The sequence below is a fragment of the Candidatus Zixiibacteriota bacterium genome (assembly GCA_035574315.1).
In the GTDB taxonomy this organism is placed as follows: domain Bacteria; phylum Desulfobacterota; class Binatia; order UBA9968; family UBA9968; genus DATLYW01.
Genome location: DATLYW010000012.1, coordinates 258945 through 277497, shown reverse-complemented (window position 1 = coordinate 277497; position 18553 = coordinate 258945). Strand labels below are relative to the sequence as shown.

The 18553-nt window shown below is 66.2% G+C and carries 19 protein-coding genes, 1 tRNA gene and 1 riboswitch; of the genes, 13 read left to right on the top strand and 7 right to left on the bottom strand.

Annotated features, from left to right (window positions below; translation table 11 throughout):
• Window positions 1–513: 513 nt before the first annotated feature.
• The 6 genes from VNN77_03635 to VNN77_03610 all read right to left on the bottom strand — a co-directional run bounded on the left by VNN77_03635 (window position 514) and on the right by VNN77_03610 (window position 3887).
• Window positions 514–589, bottom strand: a tRNA-Thr gene (locus VNN77_03635).
• Window positions 590–895, bottom strand: coding sequence for a hypothetical protein (locus VNN77_03630; protein ID HXG50482.1), 306 nt, complete (start codon window positions 893–895; stop codon window positions 590–592). It lies immediately after the preceding tRNA gene.
• Window positions 892–1521 carry a thiamine phosphate synthase gene (gene thiE, locus VNN77_03625; GenBank protein HXG50481.1) on the bottom strand — a complete coding sequence of 210 codons (630 nt, stop codon included), beginning with the start codon at window positions 1519–1521 and terminating at the stop codon, window positions 892–894. The genes VNN77_03630 and thiE overlap by 4 nt, the downstream gene beginning before the upstream one ends.
• A gap of 9 nt (window positions 1522–1530) precedes the next feature.
• On the bottom strand, window positions 1531–2304 hold the full coding sequence (locus VNN77_03620; GenBank protein HXG50480.1) for a thiazole synthase: 774 nt from the start codon (window positions 2302–2304) through the stop codon (window positions 1531–1533).
• An 11-nt stretch (window positions 2305–2315) separates the two neighbouring features.
• Window positions 2316–2516, bottom strand: a complete 201-nt coding sequence (gene thiS / locus VNN77_03615; protein HXG50479.1) for a sulfur carrier protein ThiS — start codon at window positions 2514–2516, stop codon at window positions 2316–2318.
• A gap of 174 nt (window positions 2517–2690) precedes the next feature.
• Window positions 2691–2803: riboswitch (TPP riboswitch) on the bottom strand.
• A gap of 139 nt (window positions 2804–2942) precedes the next feature.
• Window positions 2943–3887, bottom strand: a complete 945-nt coding sequence (locus VNN77_03610; protein HXG50478.1) for a fumarylacetoacetate hydrolase family protein — start codon at window positions 3885–3887, stop codon at window positions 2943–2945.
• Window positions 3888–4045: 158 nt separating this feature from the next.
• On the opposite strand from VNN77_03610, the gene VNN77_03605 reads away from it, so the two are divergent.
• From VNN77_03605 to VNN77_03580, 6 genes are all read left to right on the top strand, one after another.
• A complete protein-coding gene (locus tag VNN77_03605; protein HXG50477.1) occupies window positions 4046–4273 on the top strand; it encodes a hypothetical protein in 228 nt (75 codons plus the stop codon).
• A gap of 61 nt (window positions 4274–4334) precedes the next feature.
• On the top strand, window positions 4335–5690 hold the full coding sequence (gene holA / locus VNN77_03600; protein HXG50476.1) for a DNA polymerase III subunit delta: 1356 nt from the start codon (window positions 4335–4337) through the stop codon (window positions 5688–5690).
• Window positions 5690–6223 (top strand): phospholipase D-like domain-containing protein, encoded by a 534-nt coding sequence (locus VNN77_03595; GenBank protein ID HXG50475.1) that lies wholly within the window; start codon window positions 5690–5692, stop codon window positions 6221–6223. Before holA ends, VNN77_03595 begins: the two co-directional genes overlap by 1 nt.
• Window positions 6205–6747 (top strand): hypothetical protein, encoded by a 543-nt coding sequence (locus VNN77_03590; protein HXG50474.1) that lies wholly within the window; start codon window positions 6205–6207, stop codon window positions 6745–6747. The genes VNN77_03595 and VNN77_03590 overlap by 19 nt, the downstream gene beginning before the upstream one ends.
• Before the next feature lie 41 nt (window positions 6748–6788).
• Window positions 6789–6974: a hypothetical protein gene (locus tag VNN77_03585; GenBank protein HXG50473.1), complete on the top strand. Its 186-nt coding sequence runs from the start codon at window positions 6789–6791 to the stop codon at window positions 6972–6974.
• Window positions 6975–7149: 175 nt separating this feature from the next.
• Window positions 7150–8310 (top strand): D-alanyl-D-alanine carboxypeptidase, encoded by a 1161-nt coding sequence (locus VNN77_03580; protein HXG50472.1) that lies wholly within the window; start codon window positions 7150–7152, stop codon window positions 8308–8310.
• 4 nt (window positions 8311–8314) lie between these two features.
• On the opposite strand, the gene VNN77_03575 is transcribed toward VNN77_03580, so the two are convergent.
• The gene (locus VNN77_03575; GenBank protein HXG50471.1) at window positions 8315–9046 is read right to left on the bottom strand and encodes an MBL fold metallo-hydrolase; all 732 of its coding nucleotides are present in this window, start codon (window positions 9044–9046) and stop codon (window positions 8315–8317) included.
• Window positions 9047–9301: 255 nt separating this feature from the next.
• Here VNN77_03575 and VNN77_03570 point away from each other — a divergent pair, with 255 nt between their 5' ends.
• The 7 genes from VNN77_03570 to polA all read left to right on the top strand — a co-directional run bounded on the left by VNN77_03570 (window position 9302) and on the right by polA (window position 18545).
• Window positions 9302–9760 carry a MarR family transcriptional regulator gene (locus tag VNN77_03570; GenBank protein ID HXG50470.1) on the top strand — a complete coding sequence of 153 codons (459 nt, stop codon included), beginning with the start codon at window positions 9302–9304 and terminating at the stop codon, window positions 9758–9760.
• Window positions 9761–9896: 136 nt separating this feature from the next.
• Window positions 9897–11081, top strand: coding sequence for a (Fe-S)-binding protein (locus VNN77_03565; GenBank protein HXG50469.1), 1185 nt, complete (start codon window positions 9897–9899; stop codon window positions 11079–11081).
• Window position 11082: 1 nt separating this feature from the next.
• Window positions 11083–11817 carry a hypothetical protein gene (locus VNN77_03560; protein ID HXG50468.1) on the top strand — a complete coding sequence of 245 codons (735 nt, stop codon included), beginning with the start codon at window positions 11083–11085 and terminating at the stop codon, window positions 11815–11817.
• Between the two features lie 22 nt (window positions 11818–11839).
• Window positions 11840–13363, top strand: a complete 1524-nt coding sequence (locus VNN77_03555) for a hypothetical protein (protein HXG50467.1) — start codon at window positions 11840–11842, stop codon at window positions 13361–13363.
• Complete coding sequence (locus VNN77_03550) at window positions 13360–14346, top strand: class II aldolase/adducin family protein (protein ID HXG50466.1); 987 nt, start codon at window positions 13360–13362, stop codon at window positions 14344–14346. Before VNN77_03555 ends, VNN77_03550 begins: the two co-directional genes overlap by 4 nt.
• Entirely contained in the window at window positions 14322–15854 is a 1533-nt protein-coding gene (locus VNN77_03545) for an AMP-binding protein (GenBank protein ID HXG50465.1), read from the top strand. The genes VNN77_03550 and VNN77_03545 overlap by 25 nt, the downstream gene beginning before the upstream one ends.
• Window positions 15855–15896: 42 nt before the next feature.
• Window positions 15897–18545 (top strand): DNA polymerase I, encoded by a 2649-nt coding sequence (gene polA / locus VNN77_03540; GenBank protein HXG50464.1) that lies wholly within the window; start codon window positions 15897–15899, stop codon window positions 18543–18545.
• Window positions 18546–18553 lie beyond the last annotated feature (8 nt).

Genomic DNA, 18553 nt, shown 5'->3' with positions numbered 1-18553 from the left:
CTGCTGGCGAAGGGCCACCCGTTAAGCGCATTCACCAAACAGGACCATGCCACGCAAATGAATAAGTTTGAATCGCTGTTCGAGCGGGTATTCCGAGGCCACGTACCCGAGAAGTTGGCTGCCCGCTATCAGGCAGCGTTGTATGAATTCAGGGGCCACAGAAACTGATAGCCACCACAGGGCCGCGACAATGAGCAAGCCCAACGCCTTCCAAGACATCGAAAAACTTGAAACCAGCTGGCTTGCATCTGATCACCTGCCTGATCTGGACCGCACGTGTCCTGCGCCGCGGATTAGCGCCGGCGACGATTGTTGTCTGGGAGCTGTGGGTTGCGCGGGAGTTTTTTTTAAACCGCGCTCCTCCAATAATCGGGCAGCGGACCCGAGGGGGTACCGGGGACGATCTTTGCGGGGCCAGCGGGACGGGCGCCGTCGGCGACGTAAAATGTGCCCACACCGGCCGAGAGACCATATGATTTTAAGAGGCCACAGTATGCAAGTTCTTGAAAAGATTGGAGCCACCCGCCGGACTCGAACCGGCGACCTACTGATTACGAATCAGTTGCTCTACCGACTGAGCTAGGGTGGCTCATACGGGCTTGACGAAATTGAAGACCGCCGCGACCACGAATGAGCCGACGTACGCGGCGATGAAATCGAACAGGAGGCGGAACGAAGGGAGCTGCTCCAGGTACTCCTGCAGACCGAAGAAAAATAGCACGAACTGGCCGAGGAATAAACCAAGCGAGCCCACGATCAGCGCGACCGCCGCGCTCCAGCGCCATTCCGAGGCTACCGTCTTGCTTCCCGCCCAGCCGGCGAGAAAAGCGATCGCCAGAGAGGGGATCCAGCCTCCGCCGAGATAGTCGAGAACCTGCTGCGCCGCTTCCTTCATCCGCCGGCTCGAAGCAGCCCGAGAATCTCCTCCGTCGCGGCCTTGGGGTCGGGCGCGGCCATGACGGCGGAAATGAGCGCCACGCCGCGGCAGCCGGCCGCTTTCGTCGCCCCGACGTTCCCGGGTTTGATGCCTCCGATAGCATAAACGGGGAGCGAAATTTTTTCCACCACGGCGCGGAGCGCCGCCGTTCCCTGCGGGGCTCCGAAGGCCGCCTTGGACGGCGTGAAGTGGACCGGACCGAAGACGACGAAGTCGGCGCCGCTCGCCTGGACCGCGCAGCTTTCCTCCACCGAGTGGGTCGAGGCCCCGATAAGCCTGTCGGGTCCCAGAATCCGGCGCGCCGCGGCCACGGGCATCGAGGCGGCCCCGAGCTGAACGCCGTCGGCGCCGACGGCGAGGGCGACATCGACGCGATCGTTGATCAGCAGGCGCGCGCCGTAGCGCGTGCAGAGCGCAAGGGTTCTTTCGGCGAGGCGGCAGAGGTCCCTTCCGCCCAGGTCCTTTTCGCGGAGCTGGATCGCGCGCGCGCCGCCATCGAGCGCGCGCTCGAGCACCCAGAGGAGGTCGCGCCCGGCGGTTTGAGCGCGGTCGGTGACCAGGTAGAGATCAAAGTCGGGGAACACCGGGGCCGGTCAGCCGAGAATGCCTTCCAGCGGGCTCGACGCCGTGGCGTAGAGCTTCTTCGCGATGCGGCCGGCGAGAAAAGCCTTGCGCCCCGCCTCCACGCCGAGACGCATCGCCTCGGCCATCAACAGGGGGTCCTTGGCGCCGGCGATCGCGGTGTTCATCAGCACGCCGTCGCAGCCCATCTCCATGGCGATCGCGGCATCCGAGGCCGTTCCCACGCCGGCGTCGACGATGATCGGCACCGTCGCCTGCTCGAGGATGATCCGGAGGTTGTAAGGGTTGCGGATGCCGAGGCCGGAGCCGATCGGCGCGGCGAGGGGCATCACGGCGGCGCAGCCGATGTCCTGGAGCTTTTTCGCCGTGATCGGGTCGTCGTTGACATAGGGCAGCACGAAGAAGCCCTCTTTGACCAGGATCTTTGCCGCCTCGATGGTTGCCGGAATGTCCGGGAAGAGAGTCTTGTCGTCGCCGATCACTTCGAGCTTGACGAGCCTGCCGACTCCCGCCTCCCGGACCAGGCGGCAGGTCCGCACGGCCTCTTCCGCGCTGTAGCAGCCGGCGGTGTTGGGCAGGATCGTGTACTTCTTGGGATCCAGGTAGTCGAGCAGATTCTCCTTGCTGGGATCGGTGATGTTGACGCGGCGCACGGCGACCGTGACGATCTCGGCGCCCGAGATCTCGATCGCTTTCCTGGTCTGCTCGAAATCCTTGTACTTGCCGGTCCCGACGATCAGGCGGGACCGATAGCTCTTGTCCGCCAGCTGAAACAAATCTTCCATGACTTCCTCTTCTATCCGCCGCCGACGAAGTGAACGATCTCGACCACGTCGCCTTCCTGCAGGCGGGTTGCGGCGTGAGCCTCTCTCGAAACCACGTTGCGGTTGTGCTCGACGATCACCCGCGCCGGCCGGAGCTTGAGCTCCTCGAGGAGCTGCGCCAGGTTGAGCCCGTCGGCAACTTCCTTTTCCTCGCCGTTGATACGAATCCTCATGTTGGAAAACGGTTCAAACCGTTCAATCGCTTCGCTCCGTTCAAGTCGTCCGCTTCGCGGCGGTTCCACCGTCCGGAAGCAAAAAACCGTATTCACCACAGCCGCCCGCGGGCAGCCAGGGAATACGGCTTTGCCAGCCGTCTCGATCGCCGCTGCGGCAACGCAGCAGCCGAGAACGTCACTGTCACGCTTCCCTACGCCGGCGCGACCCGGATCAGGTTCGAAGGGTTACCTGACGTGTCTCTCAGGTTCTCAGTCCGCTCTGGCGGACACCCCTAGCTTTCGGTGGAACCCTTTAACAGAGCGATTCCGCCAAGTCAAACCTGCCGGATTGACGGGCGGGAGGCGAGGGCAGACAGGGAACGAGACGCCCGGCAGGGGGGCAAAAACCCCGGGACGCCGGACCCCGAGACCCCAGCGGTTTCCTTATGGCGCGGCGATTTCGACCTGCAGGACCCCGATCCCCTCGATCTCTCCCTCGACCCGGTCGCCGGGGTTCAGGTAGACCGGCGGCACGCGCGCGAAGCCGACGCCGGAGGGTGTCCCGGTGCTGACGATGTCGCCGGGCTCGAGCGTCATCCCGCTCGACAGCGACTCGATAATGGTGGGAATGTCGAAGATCATGTCGCGCGTATTCCCGTCCTGCATGACCTGGCCGTTGACCCGGCAGACCAGGCGCAGCGACTGGGGATCGGGCAGCTCGCTCTTGTGGACGATCCAGGGGCCCAGGGGGCAAAACGTGTCCAGCGATTTTCCCTTGAACCACTGGCCGTGCTGGCGCTGCAGCTCTCGCGCCGTCATATCGAGGCAGATCGTGTAGCCGAAGATATAGTCGTAAACCTTTTCCTTGGGAATGTCCTTTCCTTTTCGCCCCATGACCACGGCCAGCTCGATTTCCCAGTCGAGCTTCTCCGTGGCCGGGTGACGGATGACCTTGCCCATGTGGCCGATCACCGAGGTCGCCGGCTTGGTGAAGAATACCGGGTAGTCCGGATATTTCACCTCTATCGCGCGGGCGCGCGCTCCCTCGTCGACGTGCTCCCGGTAGTTGATGCCGAGCATGACCACGTTTTTCCGCGGGCGGGGAATCGGCGCAAGGAGCTTCGTCTGGCCGAGCCTGAGCAGAGCGCCGGCACGGGCGAGCTTTCGCTGCTCTTCAGCGGTCTTGCCGGCGACGTATTTTTCCGCCTTCCTGGCAACCTGGAGAGCCTTTCCCCCCGCTTCGATGAACGCCTGCATGCTGGCCAGAAAGGGGGGCTTGCCGCCACGCAGGTAGCGCTGGTTGACCTCGGCCAGGTCGATGATCTGATCGCCGGGACCGACCAGCCCCAGGCGTTGCTGGTTTGCGCGCGAAAAAGTGACAAGCCGCATCTTTCCCTCCGTCGGTGTCTCGTCGCTAAAGAGCTGACCGTGCGAAAAACGAATCAGCTATAAGAGAGGATGCCCGGATTGTCAAGGAGACCGCCGGCCGCCCGGTCGAGGGGCGCGAGATTTGCGCGCCGCGGCCCGCGGTGTTAATTTTGGCCTCGATGAAGGCGAAGAAGGAGAGCCGAACGACGATGCGGGAAGGCGATCGGGTCCTCATCAACAAGGGGATCTCCAAAAAGGTGTTCATCGTCGCTCGGGTGGACGTTCCTCACTCCAGCGAAAGGGCTTTCGTCTCGAAGTCGGGCGGCAAGTACACCATCGGCCTCAAGATCTGGAAGTCCGATTACACCTGGAGCGACAAAAACCAGATGTGGGTGCCCAAGCGCTGAAAGCAGGGCCGCGGCGCCGGGCAGCCCGGCGCCGGTCGGCGCCGAGCGGCGCGAGGTTTCCGTGAGACGCGATCGGTCGGCCGTCATCGAGCGGATCGTGCGCGGCGAGGGGCCGCCGCTGTTGCTGGTATTCGGCGACAGCCTGCGGGTCGAGCAGGTCTGCAAGGCGCTGATCGATCGTCTGATTCCGGAAAGCGACCGCGCCTTCAACCTGGAGCGCTTCGACGGCCGCACGAACCCCTGGGAAGAAATCGTCGGGTCGCTCAGGATCGCGCCGTTTTTCCCGGGCCGAAAGGTGGTCTGGGTCGAGAACGCCCCTTATTTTCTCTCGCGCGAGCACAAGGGCGAGCTGAGCGAACGGGCGCTGGAGCTCTGGGCCGAGGGCAAGAGGGACGAGGCGGGAAGGCTGCTTCTGGACCTCCTGGCGGTGGACGGCTGGACGCAGCAGCAGTGGGAGGAGCTGCAGGGGCCGGCGCCGCTCTACGGGGTGGCGGGAATCGAGGATCACGCGGAGCGCGAGGAGATCGCCGCGATCTGGGCGCACTGCCGCAGCCGCGGGTTCGGAATCCGCCCACGCCGAGAATCGGAGGGAACGGGAATCGTCGAGCTGTGCGACGGCGCCATGCCCCCGTGGAGCTTTCTCCTCCTCACGGCGATCCAGGTGGACCGTCGCACCAGGCTCTACAAGAAGCTCGAGGAAGCCGGCGCGGTCCTTTTCGTGGATCTCGATCGCGACCGCGGGCGGGTCAAGCGCGAAAGCCTTCTCGACCACATCAACCGCTGGGCGAGCGCTTCGGGCAAGACGCTGGAGGGGCCGGCGCGGGAAATGATCCTCCAACGCGCCGGCGAGGCGCTGCGCCCGCTTGCGCACGAGCTGGAAAAGCTCCTGATCTACGTCGGCGAGGAACGGGTCATCCGCGCAAAGGACGTTGCGGCGAGCTTCAGCGATCTCGGCGAGGGATGGATATTCGACCTCACGCAGGCGATCGGCGACCGCAACGCCCCGGCCGCGCTCTCCCAGCTGGCGCGGCTGATCGCCCGCGGCGAGCCGCCGCTCAGGCTGCTCGGAACGATCGCCACCGAGATCCGCCGCCTCGTGACCGCGCGCCAGCTGATCGAGGGCGAGCTGCGCGGGCGGTGGCGTCCGCGGATGAGCTACGACCAGTTCCAGCGGACCGTGCTGGGGGGGGAGGGGCCGCTCTTCGGCCGGAACGCGTACGCGGACTATAAGACGCTGCAACGCGCCGAGCAGTTTTCGCTCGCCGCGCTGCGTTCTCTGCTGGCCGCCGTCCACGAGGCCGATTTTCGCTTGAAGTCCAGCGGCCAGCCGGCCCGCCTCGTCCTGGAGCGGCTGATCCTGGAGCTTTGTTTGGGCCGCGGTGTCTCCTGTTCGTCCGCGAGGGTCGTCCGGGCGTGATGCGCAGGCTTGCGTGGGGTCTGCTCTCGAACCTCATCCTCGCGGCGGCGGTGCCGGCTGCGGACACGGTGGTTCAGACCTGCTTCACCCCCCAGACCCGCTGCTCCGCTCTCATCATTCGCGAGGTCGATCGGGCGAAAACAGAGCTGCTGATCGCGGTGTACGCTTTCACCAGCCAGGAGCTGGCGGACGCCGTGGTGCGCGCAAAGCGGCGGGGGGTGAACGTCCAGGTCGTCATCGACCGGGAGTTCGACACCGCCAACGAGCGATCCAGGGGCAGATTCCTGGAGAGTCAGAGGGTGGCGGTGCGCCGCGTGTCCGGAGCGAGAAGCGACGGCGCCGAAGGGGAGGCAGGGCTGATGCACCAGAAGTTCGCGATCGTCGATCGCAGCATCGTCTTTACCGGATCGTACAACTGGACGTACGCGGCCGACCGGTTTAACGAGGAAAACCTGCTGATGTTCCGCAACGCCGGCGCCCTGGCCGAAGAGTACCGCAAGGCTTTCACGCGGCTGTGGGAAAAAAAGAACTGACACGATCGCCGCGCGGGACGGCGCTGATCGCCGCCGCTGCTTTCGTGGCGGGGCTGGCGATCCCGTTCTTGTACCTGCGCTGGAACGCGCCGCGACCGGACGGGCGGCAAAGCGGAGCGGGGATGCCGGAAAGCTCCGGCGGGGAGCCGGCGAGCTTTCCGGTCGTTTTCGTGCCGTCCTCTCCTCCGGGCGCAGCGGGCCCGGAGGAGGCGCCGCTTCTGGAGGCGCGCGACGTGGAGCGCATCCGCGGGCTGGCCGGCCGGCGCGCGCGCATCCGCGGCAGAATCTTCCGTGTCGGCCACTCCTCCAGGAGCAACACCTACTTCCTCGATTTCGGGCCGTCGCGAGAGGCATTGACCGCGGTCATCTTCGCTTCGGCGGTCGAGCTGTTCGAAAAGAGCCGGCTCCCGCCGAAGAGCCTCGAGGGGAAGGAGATCGAGATCCAGGGCGAGATCAGAGATCATCCGCAGTACGGCCTCGAGGTGGTGCTCGAGAGCCCGGCGCAACTGAAGGTGTTGAAGTGAGCGGTGTTCGGCGCGGCGCAAAAATACAAGGAGATGTTCTCATGGAACAGGCGCGAGCCAGGTGCATGATCTGCGGGAAGCCGGCGGTGACCGTCAAGGGCGGGATCTGCGAGCCCTGCCAGGAGCGCATTCGCAAGGAAGCGCTCGGAGAACAGGCCGAGGCCGCAAAGCGAGCCGACTCCGAGCTGGCAGGTCACGGCGTGAACCCTTCGAAGACGGGCCGCTGATCGAGACAGCGGTTTCGACTCGGAAAAACGCTGTTCGCAGAGAGTGAAATATGGTATAAGGCAGGTCGTGCCGGCGCCGTGCCGGCGTGCTTTTTCACGGCTTACGCACCAAGGGGAATAAGGAGGGAAGGGAAAGCTGCGCTACTTCGGATCGTTGCGGTTTTCGGCGGTTGTTTTGTTCCTCGTAGGGCTGGCGCGCTCCGGCGCGTGGTCTTTTTCTCCGGAAGACGACATCACCGCGCGTTCCTTCCTGCTCATGGACGCCACGAGCGGGAGAATTCTGCTGCAGAAAAATCCCGATCTGCGGCTGCCTCCGGCCAGCACCACCAAGGTGCTGACCGCCGTCGTCGCTCTGGAGAGCGGCCGCGCGCAGGCCGATCGGTTCACGGTCTCGAAGCAGGCGACCCGGGTGCCGGCATCCAAGCTCTATCTCCAGCCGGGTCAGACGATCAGCATGGAGGATCTCCTCTATGCCGTGCTGCTCGCCTCGGCCAACGACGCGAGCGTGGTCCTCGCGGAGGGTGTGGCCGGCTCGGTCGAGGATTTCGCCGAATTGATGAACAAGAAGGCACACGAGATCGGCGCGCGCAACACTCATTTCACGAACCCGCACGGGCTGACCGCGCCCGACCATTACTCGACGGCGCGGGACCTCGCGTTGATCTTCCGCTACGCGATGAAAAACCCGACCTTCCGCCAGATCGTGCAGACCAAGATCGGCTCGGTTCGATCCGTCGCGGGCGGCCGAAAAAAACGGAAAAACCGGCTGATCTCGGTGCGCAATCACAATCGCCTGTTGTGGAACTTCGACGGGGCCATCGGAGGAAAGACCGGCTACACACACGCCGCGCAGAGGTGCTTCGTGGGGGCCGTGGAGCGCAACGGCGTTACGCTGATCGTCTCTCTGCTCGGATCGCGCAATCTCTGGGGCGACGCCAAGGGGCTGCTTGAATACGGTTTCGACCACTACGATTCCTTGAAGACCGCTCGACGCAGCGACGGAGCCGCGGTGGCGGTTTCGGCGGCGGTGGAGCGCGCGGCGCCGCGCGAGGAAACGCTCGGCGCGGTCGACGGGTACGTGGTTCAGGTCGGCTCTTTTCGTGAGCGAGAGCGGGCGGAAGCGTTGGTCCGGCAATTCTCCGAGACCGGCCTGGAGGCTTTTCTGGAGGTCACCTCGCTCAAGGAAGGCGACAGGACCTACCGGGTGCGGCTGGGGCCGTACGCCGGGCTGCGCGAGGCCCACCGGGCGGCTTACGAAGTGTGGCAGAAAATCGGCTATCAGGCGATCGTGGTGCCTCTCTCCCAGCCGAGCGGGCCGAGGGAAACCCGCAGCTAGACTCTCAAATCTCCACGACCATCCCGTCTTCGGCGAGCGGCAGCGCAATCTCTGCCCGGCGGGCAAGGACATCGGCGCCCAGATGGGTGAGCAGGACCCGTTTGCAGCCAAGCCGCGCAATCTCGGCGCTCAATCGTAAGTAGCTCATATGGTTGGCGGTTTCCCGCTCGTAGAACGAGCATTCGCAGAGAAACAGATCCGCGCCGCGGGCGTGCTCGACGAAAAGCTCGGTCCAGGCGGAGTCACCGGAAAACAGGATCGTCTTGTCGTCGCCGCGGATTTTCAGGGCGAGCGAGATCTCGTGGACCTGATGCGGAACGCGAAACGGGAGCACCTCGAACCCGCCGAAGGTCGTCGGCCGGCCCGGCTCGAGCTCGCAGAAGCGGAGCGCGGGAAGCTCCGGTGCGGATCCGCCCCCGTACATGACCCGGAAAAGCTCGACAACGCGCGCCTGCGTGCCAGGGGGGCCGGCGATCGTGAGCGGCCCGGACGGGCCTTTCTCATAGAGGTATGAAATGAACAGGAACGGAAGGCCGCCCATGTGGTCGCCGTGGAGGTGGCTCAGCACGACGAGATCGAGCGAGCAGGGGTCGAAGCCGGCCCGTTTCATGGCGAGAAGCGCCGCGGGTCCGCAGTCAAGAAGAAGCCTTCCCGCCGCCGCCTCCACGAGATAGGCGCTTTGATTGCGGCCGCCGTTTCCAAAGGCGTCGCCGCAGCCGAGAATGCGCATCCTCATAAGGCCTCCTTACTGACGGATGTTCCAACCGTTCAAGTGGTCCAAGCGCTTCGCTCCCAAAGGTCGCCGGGCCCCGTTCAAGCAGTTCAAACCGGTCCATCGCTGCGCTCCGTTCGAGCCTTCTGGCGCCGGCAGGCGCCGGCGGAACGCCCGTGCAGGTCCCCGGTCTCGAGGTAGTTTCACCCGGTCTTTTGGAGCCGCGCAACCCCTCGTGCTCGTTTGCTTTTTTCTGGCCCTCTGTTTACATTGGCTTCCGTGACGGTCGGAAAGCGTCCTTTCTTCACGCGCTATTCTACAAGCTTATGGGTTCGTTTTCTGCGCTTCAGCCTTCTCTCCCACAAGAAGCTCGAAAGCGACCTGGAAAAGCTTGACCTCACGCCCCCTCAATTCTACGTCCTCGCCACCATCGGCTACGCGGGAGGTCTGCCTTTCGGCGAGATCGGTGCCAAGATGATGGTGACCGTGAGCAATCTGACGGGGATCGTCGACCGGCTCGAAGAAAAAAAGCTCGTCGCCCGCAAGCGCGACGAGCGCGACCGGCGCGTGGTCCACGTGGTGCTGACCGAAAAGGGCGTGCGGCTCTACAAGAGCACGATCCCGCTGTTCGAAAGGAGCGTGGCGCAGATCTTTTCGGCGCTCGACCCGGCGCAGCAAAAAGAGCTCTCGGCGCTCCTGCGCAAGCTCAACCACGACGCCTCGGCGGCCTCCAATTGAGCGGCGACCGGCGCGCCGCTTTGCCGCGGCGGTTTGTTGACAGCGATTGTTCCAGAGTTATAAAGTTAAGGCCTTAACGAATTTTCGCGCGCAGATCGTGGCCGGGCTCGAAACGAAAGATTCCGGATTGCGGAGAGTGCGGCGGTGGCTTTATGCCAAAGACACCGGTGCGCGCGGGGCGGGCTGCGTGCTCTGCGGCTCGTGCTACGGCCACGGGCCGGCAAATCCTTTCGAGGACGTTCCCGGGCCGGCCAGCAAATGCCCTCCGTACGAATTCTACCGGTTTCAGCGCTTCACGCCGAAGTCGCGGTGGCTGATGGCCCAGCGGGTCTTCCACGGCCTCGACGCCGTCACACCGGAGCTCAAGGAGGTCGTCTACACCTGCACCAATTGCCTGATGTGCCAGGAGCTTTGCGGCGTGCGCAACGACGGCTACGGCCCCTGGGACATCACGGTGGCGATGCGCGAGGAGATCGCCGAAAAAGAGGGTCCGATAGCGGCGCACCGGCCGATCTTCGAAGGACTTCGGCAGCACGACAATCCCTGGGCCCTGCCCCGCTCCGAGCGCGGCCGATGGGCGGCCGGTCTCGGGCTGAGGACCTTCGCCGAGGCGGGAAAAGCATCGACGTGGTTGTTCGCCGGCTGCTCGGCGGATCGTGAAGAAGGACGCGCCTCGGCCGTCGCGCTCGCAAGGCTGATGCAGCGGTGCGGCGAGGACTTCGCGATCATGGGACCGGAGGAGCGCTGCTGCGGCCTTTACGCCTTCGATCTGGGCTTTCGCGCCGAGTTCGAGCGCTTGAGGAAGGCGAACCTCGAGCAGCTCGCCGCCTCGGGTGCGCGCCGCGTCGTGGTCGCCTGCGGGAGCTGTCTTCGGATGTGGCGCGAATACGCTCGGGAGAAAGATCCCGGTGTCGAGATCCTGCACGGGACCGAGTACGTCGAACGCCAGGCGCGCGAGGGCAGGCTCCGCTTCACGAAGCGGAATCCACGGCGCGTCACGTATCACGACTCCTGCCACCTCGGCCGCGGCTGCGGAGTTTACGGGGCGCCGCGAGATCTCCTGCGGATGCTGCCCGGGGTGGAGCTGCGGGAAATGGAGCGCAATGGACGCTGGTCCTGGTGCTGCGGCGGCGGGGGCGGAGTTCCCGAAGCGTACCCGGAGCTGGCGCAATGGAACGCCGCCGACCGGATGCGGGAGGCGGAAGCGGCGGGCGCCGAGCTGGTGCTCACCACGAGCGCGCTTTGCCGACGGAGCTTTGCGGCCCTGGAGCGTGCCCTGCCGTCGCAGGATCTCCTCGAGCTCGTGCTGCAGGCGCTCTGACATGCTGGCCGAGCCTCATTTCACGCCCGAGCGCATGCTCTCGCTTCTCGGTCTCAAGAAGGACTCGCTCGGGCCGTACGCCCTCGTCCCCGGTCCCCGCGAGCGAAGCCAGGCGTTGCTCCGAAGCCTGGAGCGGCCGGTGAAGAACTTCACGTTTCTCGATTACGAGATGCACACCGGCGAGCTGGAGGGCAGGCGTGTCACCGTGGGAAACGGAGGACGCTACGCGCCGGACAGCGCGATCACGGCGGAAATTCTCTGCGCCGCCGGCGCCGAGTGGCTGATTCGAGTCGGGAGCTGCGGCTCGCTGCAGGAGGGAATCCGGGTCGGAGATGTGATCATCGTCACCGGAGCGCTGCGCGGGGAGGGAACCAGCCGCTACTACGTTCCCGACGGCTTCGCCACCAAGGCCGATCCGGGAGTCGTGCGCGCCCTGACCGAGGCGGCGGCGAGCCTGGGGTTGCGCTGCCATACGGGCTCGATCTTCACGATCGATGCGCTCTTTCAGGAGACCCCGGAGCTCATCGAGCAACTCAACGCCCAGGGAGTAGCGGGGATCGACATGGTGACGTCAGCGTTTCTCACGGTCGCCCAGGTGCGCCAAAAGAAAGCGGGCGCGATTCTCGCCGTCTCCGATGAGTGCCTGCACGCGCGGTTCGGCTTTCGCGACCCCGCGTTTCTCGCCGCGGAAGAGAAGATCCTGGAGGTTGCGCGGCGCGCCGTAGGCCACCTCTGAGTTCGGGGCGCGCCGTGAAGCCATGACCGCTGAAAGCCCTCTGTTCGAGCCCGTCCTCTGGGACGGAGACGGGTTCAGGATTCTCGACGAGACGGCTCTGCCGGAGCGCATCGCCTATCTGCGCGTGCGGGAGATCGGGGAAGCGGTGGACGCCGTGCGCGAGATGAAGACCCGGGCGTTCGGGCAGGTGCTCGCGTTTCTCTACAGCGCGGCGTTGCTCGGGCAGGCCCACGGGGGCGATCCGGAGTCGCTCCGGGAAAGGCTCGGCGCGATGACGGAACGGTTTCGCGCGGCCCGGCCGACGTTCGATTTCGCCGGGCTCGCCGCAGTCCTGGAAAGCTCGTTCGAGCGCTGGCCGAAAGCCGGAGCCGGGGAATGGGTGGCGGGCGAGGCCCGGCGCTTCGCGGCGCAAATCGTCGAGGCCCGTCGCGCCAGAGCGAGGCACGCGGCCGCCCTTCTGCCCGAGTCCGCGCGGGTGCTCACCCACTGCAACATCAGCGGGGAGCTGGTGGCCGTGGCCGCGGCGGCGCGCGCGGCGGGGAAGGATTTTTCGGTGATGGCGACCGAAACCCGTCCGTATCTCCAGGGCTCCAGGCTGACCGCCTGGGAGCTCGCGCGCGCCGGCATCGATGTCGCGGTTATCCCGGACTGCGCCGTCGCGCAGGCGATGGCCAGGGGCGCGGTCAACTGTGTGCTGGTCGGGTCGGATCGCGTCGCGCGCAACGGCGACATCGTCAACAAGGTCGGGACCTATCCGCTGGCGCTGATGGCGCGGGAGTATCGGATCCCGTTCTACGCTCTGGTGCAGGAGCCGCGCGGCCTCGAGCGCGGCGGCGATGCGCCGATCGAGGAGCGGCCGGGAAGCGAGCTGCTCACGTTTCAGGGCCGGCCGGTAGTGCCCGCCGAAGGCGCCGCGGTGGCGGTGCGCTACCCGGCGTTCGACATTACCCCGGGCGAGCTGATCACCTCGTTCGTGACCTTCGAGGGGGTCTTGAGCCCGGCGGAATTTCGGCTCCGGTACGCAGGGTCTTGTTCGGACGCGGGGCAGCGGCCAGGGGCGGCGCGCTACCTGCTGGTTTACGGCGTGCCGGGCGAAAGCGGCTGCTCTTTTCTCCGCCACGCGCTCAAGGCGGAGGAGGCCGAGAACGTGCTCGTTGCCGAGATGCGGCCGGAGTTGCGGGGGGCTCGTCAGGCGGTCCCCGCGCTCCTTCGTCGCGGCGTGCCGACGGCGCTGATCTCGGACGCCATGATGGGAGCGCTTTTTTCTGCCGGAGAGATCGCCAAGGTCTACCTTTTCTACCAGGCCATGAACGAGCGGGGCGTGGTTGCGCCTTGCGGGGCGTTGCTCGCGGCGCAGCTCGCCCGGCTGCACGGCGTCGCCGTCGAGTTGATCGAGGCGGGTGAAGATCAAGCGCAGGCGGCGGACCGCGACGTCGCGACCTTTCTGGGGTCGCGGGTCTGTCCCGAAGGGGCCTCGATCTACGCCGTCGAGAACGACGCTCTGCCGTGGGCCGTGCTGCGCGGCGGGGCGGGAGGGGAGGAGTGAACGCGGCGGAGCGCGAAATGATCCGCTGGGGCAGGCTTCTCTTCGAGCGCCGGCTGGTAAGCGGTTGGGGCGGAAACCTCAGCCGGCGCCTCGGCCGGCGCGAGTTCCTGATCACCGCGCAGCACGCCCCGCTCGGATTTCTCACCCCGCGCGATCTCGTGCGCATCGACGAGACCGGAAAAACGCGGGCGAAAAACCGCCGCGCCTCGAGCGAGACGCCGATGCACCTGGCGGTCTATCAGGGGTGCGGCGCCCAGGCGGTCGTTCACGCGCATCCTCCGGCGGTGGTGGCCTTCTCGCTCGCCCGGAGCCATTTCATCCCGGCGAGCTTCGAGGAGAAGTACACCATCGGCCGCGTGCCGGTGATCCCGCAGGAAACGCCGACCGTGACCGAGCCTGAAGCGCTGGTGGAGGCGCTCAAGTACGGCCCGATCGCGATTCTGAAGGGTCACGGTACCGTCGCCGCCGCAAGAAGCCTGGAGGAGGCCTTTCTCTACACGGATCTCCTGGAGGAAGCGGTTCGCTGCCAGTTCTTCAACGAGCGCCTGAACGGGACAGAGCCGTCGGCGGGCGCCGAGGCGGAGCCGCCGGCCTCGGCGGGACCGGCACACGCGCTGTTTTCGCGCGCGCACATGGAAGCGCTCGTCGCGACCGCCAACAGCGACCCGGAATTCCGGGCCGAAGGGGAACGGACGGATCTGACGACCTCTCTCACCCTCCGCCTCGACGACACCGCAGCCGCATGGACGGTCGATTTCGCCCACGGCGAAATCCGCGGTCTGCGCGAGAGGAGCGACGGGGAGTTCCTGATCGGCGGAAAGGCGGAGTGGTGGCGGGCGGTCTTTTGCGGCAGGATCGATCCGTTCCTCGCGACGCAGCAGGGAAAGCTCGAGCTGCGCCGCGGCGAGCTGGCGCGGCTTTCCCGCTGGTACAAACCATTTCAGAGGGCGTTTGCGCTATGGAGAAGGATACCGATCGAGTAGGTTTCTTCGCGGGCGAGGAGCTGGAGCGGACGGCGGCCCGCCGGCCGCAGAAGACGGCGCTGGTCGCGAAACAGGAAGCGCTGAGCTTCGCCGAGCTCAACCGGCGCGTACACGCTCTCGCCGGTTATTTGCAGCGTGAAGGGATCCGCCCGGGCGATCGCGTCGGCGTGCTCCTGCCGAACTCCACCGCGATCCCGCTCGCCTACTACGCGACGCAGAAGATCGGCGCGGTGACCGTCATCCTGGACGCGCGGCTGCGCGGCCGGGAGCTGCAGGGGGTGCTTCGCGACGCGGATCTGAAGCTCCTCGTGATCCAGCACCAGCTCTTTCAGGAAACCGAGGAGGCGATCGGCGGCGCGGCGCCGGTATGGGTGGTGCAGGGCGAGGGCGAGCGGAGCTTCGAGAGGCGGTGGGCCACTCCGGCGGGCGAGCTGCGCTTGCCGCATCCGTCCCCGGAGGACGACGCCTTGATCCTCTACACCTCGGGCACCACCGGTGAGCCGAAGGGAGTGGTGTTGAGCTACGAAAACCTGGCGCAGTATCCGCGCGTGATGGCGGCGCTGGGGATCACGGATTCGGACACGGTGCGCGGCTGCGTCCTGCCGATGTCGCACATCGTCGGCCCGATCGTCTGCAACGAGCTGGCCGTGCGCGGCTACACCCTGGTGATTTTCGATCAGCTCAATCCGGTGGCGCTGCTCGAGGGGATTCAACGCCACCGCATCTCGGTCTTCGAAGGCGTGCCGGTGGTCTTTCAGCTGCTGCTCGGGGTGCGCAACCTCGCGGAGTACGACACGAGCAGCGTCCGCGTCGCGGCGATGATGGGAACGACGGTGCCGGTGCCGCTGCTTCGGGCCTTTCACGCCGCCCAGCCCCACGTCAAGGTGATCCAGGGCTACGGTCTGACGGAAACCTCGCCGCTGATCACGATCGTAGAGCCCGAGCAGGCGGCGGCGAAGATGGGCAGCATCGGCCGCCCGGTTCCGGGGGTCGAGGTCAAGATCGTCGACGAAAGCGGCGCCGAGCTGCCCGACGGGGAGGCCGGGGAGATCATCACCCGGGGACCCCACGTGATGAAGGGCTATTTCCGCAAGCCGGAAGCGACCGCGGCCCGGATTCGCGGCGGCTGGCTCTACACCGGCGACGTCGGCGTTCGGGAGCCGAGCGGCTACTACTACCACCTCGGGCGGCGCGACGACATGATGATCACCGGGGGGCTGAACGTCTACCCGGCCGAGGTCGAGAACATGATCTACAACTATCCGGAGGTGCAGGAGGCGGTGGTCTTCCCGATTCCCGATGAAAAGCGCGGCGTCACCATCGGCGCCGCGGTGGTTCCCCGCCCGGGCGCGCGCATCGCCGAGAAGGAGCTGCTCGCTTTCCTCCGAGCCAATCTGGCGACCTTCAAGGTGCCGCAGCGGATCGTCATCCGAGAGTCGCTGCCCCGGACCGCCTCGGGCAAGACAATCCGCGATCCCGCCGCCTTGCTCCCGCAAGAGGTTCTCTGAAGCGCCGTTGCCGGACGCGCCGCAGACCGGTAGAGTACGCGCGTGGCCGCAAAGAACAAGAACGCGACGCCTGCGGCAGGAAGCGCGAAGGGGCGGCGCAAGGTCCTCCTGCTCGACGGTCATTCGCTCGCCTATCGCGCCTTTTTCGCCCTGCCGGAGACGCTGGTTACCTCTTCGGGCCAGGTCACCAACGCGGTTTACGGCTTCACCTCGATGCTCATCAAGCTCATGGCCGAGGAGCAACCCGACGCGGTCGTGGTCTGTTTCGATAAAGGAGCGCCGCAGTTTCGGCTCGAGCGCTATGAGCACTACAAGGCCGGGCGGGCGGAAGCCCCCGACGCCTTCCGGCAACAGCTGCCGCTCATCCGCGAGGTGCTCCAGGCGCTGCGGATTCCCGCACTGGAGCTCGAAGGCTACGAGGCGGACGATCTGCTCGCCACCCTGACGCGCCGCTGTCGCGAGGAGGGCTCCGAGGTGGTGATCGTGACCGGCGATCGCGACATCCTGCAGCTCGTGCGCGACGGCGTGTCCGTAGTGATGACGCGGCGCGGGATCACGGACGTGACCCGCTACGACGCGGCCGGGGTCGCCGAGCGGTACGGCGTGCCGCCGGAAAAATGGATCGACTTCGTCGCGCTCAAGGGAGAAAGCTCGGATAATCTCCCGGGCGTTCCCGGGATCGGCGACAAGACCGCCGCGCAGCTGATCGCCAAGTACGGCGACATCGAGCAGGTGATCGCCCATGCCGACGAGCTGACCCCGAAGCTCAGGGACGCGGTCAAGGCGCACGCGGAGCAGGTGCGCCTCAACAAGGAGCTGGGGCGGCTTCGGGACGACGTGCCGCTGGAGACGGAGCCGGCGAGCCTGCGCCTCGAGCCGTGGGACGACGAGGAGGTCCGCAGGCTCTTTACGGCGCTGGAGTTTCGCACGCTGCACGAGCGCCTTAAGGAGCTCAAGGATCCGGCCCCGGACGTTTCGGATTCGGTGGAGCTCCGATCGGTCGGAGATCTCGGCCCGGGCCGCGAGCTGGGCGAGGGCCCGGTCGCGCTCGCCTGGAGCGCGAACTGGATCGCGGCCTCCAGTGCCGCGGGCGAAGCGCGCGTCGCGCGTTTTCCCGAGGCGCTCGCCGGGCTGAAGGATTTTCTCGAGGACCCGCGCCGGGAAAAGATCGCGCACGACGCCAAGCCTCTCTGCCGCGCGGCGCTGGCTGCGGGCATCGAGCTGCGGGGACTGCGCTGCGACACCAAGATCGCTGCCTATCTGCTCGAGCCGGGTCTGGCACGAGGTTACAGCCTCGGGGAAACGGTCGGCCGCTATCTGGGCGTTACGCTCGAGGAGGAAGGCGTCGGGAGCGCCGCGGAGCAACCCTCCCTCGCGTTCCCCGAGCAGGAGCGAGGCCGCGTCTGCCGGGAGGCGGTTGCGGTTCGCTCGCTGGCTGGGGTCCTGGAAAGCCAGCTCCGCAGCCGCGAGCTCTGGGAGCTGGCCGTGCGCCTCGAGTTTCCCCTGGTCGGGGTCCTGGCACGCATGGAGCACGAGGGGATTCTGGTGGACCGCGCTTATCTCGAGAAGCTCAACGCGGAGTTCCGCGAGAAAATGAGCGCGCTCGAGCAAAGGGTCCAGGAGCTCGCGGGAGAGCGGTTCAACGTCAACTCGAATCCCCAGCTGCAGCGGATTCTGTTCGAGAAGCTCGGGCTGCCCAAAACCAAGAGGATCAAGACCGGGTACTCGACGGACGCGGCGGAGCTGGAAAAAATCGCAGGCGCCCATCCGATCGTCGGCTGCTTGCTCGAGTACCGCGAGGTGGCGAAGCTGCGGACCGGCTTCACCGAAGCGCTGCTCGGCCTGATCGACCCGCGCACGCAGCGCATCCACACCACCTACGAGCAGACGACCGCCGCGACCGGCCGGCTGTCTTCGACCGCTCCCAACCTGCAGAACATTCCGATTCGCGGCGAGACCGGCCGGCAGATCCGCCGGGCTTTCATCGCGCCGGCGGGCCACGTGCTGCTGTCGGCGGATTATTCGCAGATCGAGCTGCGCGTGCTGGCGCATCTCTCGGGAGACGAGCAGTTCCTCGAGGCGTTCGCGCACGGCCGCGACTTTCATGCGGCGATCGCCGCCAAGGTCTACGGCGTGGCGCTCTCCGAAGTGACCCCCGAGATGCGCAGCGCCGTCAAGCAGTTCTCCTACGGGATCGCCTACGGCATGTCGGCGTTCGGCGTCTCGCAGCGCCTGGGCGTCGAGCTCGACGTCGCGGAGGAGTTCATCGACGCCTATTACGCCCAGTTTCCGAAGGTCAAGGACTTTCTGCGAACGCAGGTCGAGCAGGCCAGGATCAACGGCTTCACCACCACCATGTTCGGGCGCCGGCGCTACCTGCCGGAGCTCAACTCGGCCAATTTCCGCCTGCGGGCGCTGGGAGAACGCATGGCGCTGAACACGCCGATCCAGGGAAGCGCCGCCGACATCCTGAAGCAGGCCATGATCCGCGTGGACTCCGCGCTGCGGCGCGAGCCGGTCGGGAAAATGCTTCTCACCGTGCACGACGAGCTGGTGTTCGAGATTCCCGAGGAAAGGCTCGAGCGGGCGCGCGCGCTGATCGAGCAGGAGATGACACACGCGGCGGAGCTGCGCTGCGGGCTCGCGGTGGAAATCCACGTGGCCCGGAACTGGGCCGACGCCCACGCCTGACGGCGCGG

Bases quoted from the DNA above. Each gene is read 5' to 3' on its own strand.
- VNN77_03630 (HXG50482.1), bottom strand. From the start codon at position 895: ATGAAGGAAGCGGCGCAGCAGGTTCTCGACTATCTCGGCGGAGGCTGG.
- VNN77_03620 (HXG50480.1), bottom strand. From the start codon at position 2,304: ATGGAAGATTTGTTTCAGCTGGCGGACAAGAGCTATCGGTCCCGCCTG.
- thiS (HXG50479.1), bottom strand. From the start codon at position 2,516: ATGAGGATTCGTATCAACGGCGAGGAAAAGGAAGTTGCCGACGGGCTC.
- VNN77_03610 (HXG50478.1), bottom strand. From the start codon at position 3,887: ATGCGGCTTGTCACTTTTTCGCGCGCAAACCAGCAACGCCTGGGGCTG.
- VNN77_03605 (HXG50477.1), top strand. From the start codon at position 4,046: ATGAAGGCGAAGAAGGAGAGCCGAACGACGATGCGGGAAGGCGATCGG.
- VNN77_03595 (HXG50475.1), top strand. From the start codon at position 5,690: ATGCGCAGGCTTGCGTGGGGTCTGCTCTCGAACCTCATCCTCGCGGCG.
- VNN77_03585 (HXG50473.1), top strand. From the start codon at position 6,789: ATGGAACAGGCGCGAGCCAGGTGCATGATCTGCGGGAAGCCGGCGGTG.
- VNN77_03575 (HXG50471.1), bottom strand. From the start codon at position 9,046: ATGAGGATGCGCATTCTCGGCTGCGGCGACGCCTTTGGAAACGGCGGC.
- VNN77_03560 (HXG50468.1), top strand. From the start codon at position 11,083: ATGCTGGCCGAGCCTCATTTCACGCCCGAGCGCATGCTCTCGCTTCTC.
- VNN77_03555 (HXG50467.1), top strand. From the start codon at position 11,840: ATGACCGCTGAAAGCCCTCTGTTCGAGCCCGTCCTCTGGGACGGAGAC.
- VNN77_03545 (HXG50465.1), top strand. From the start codon at position 14,322: ATGGAGAAGGATACCGATCGAGTAGGTTTCTTCGCGGGCGAGGAGCTG.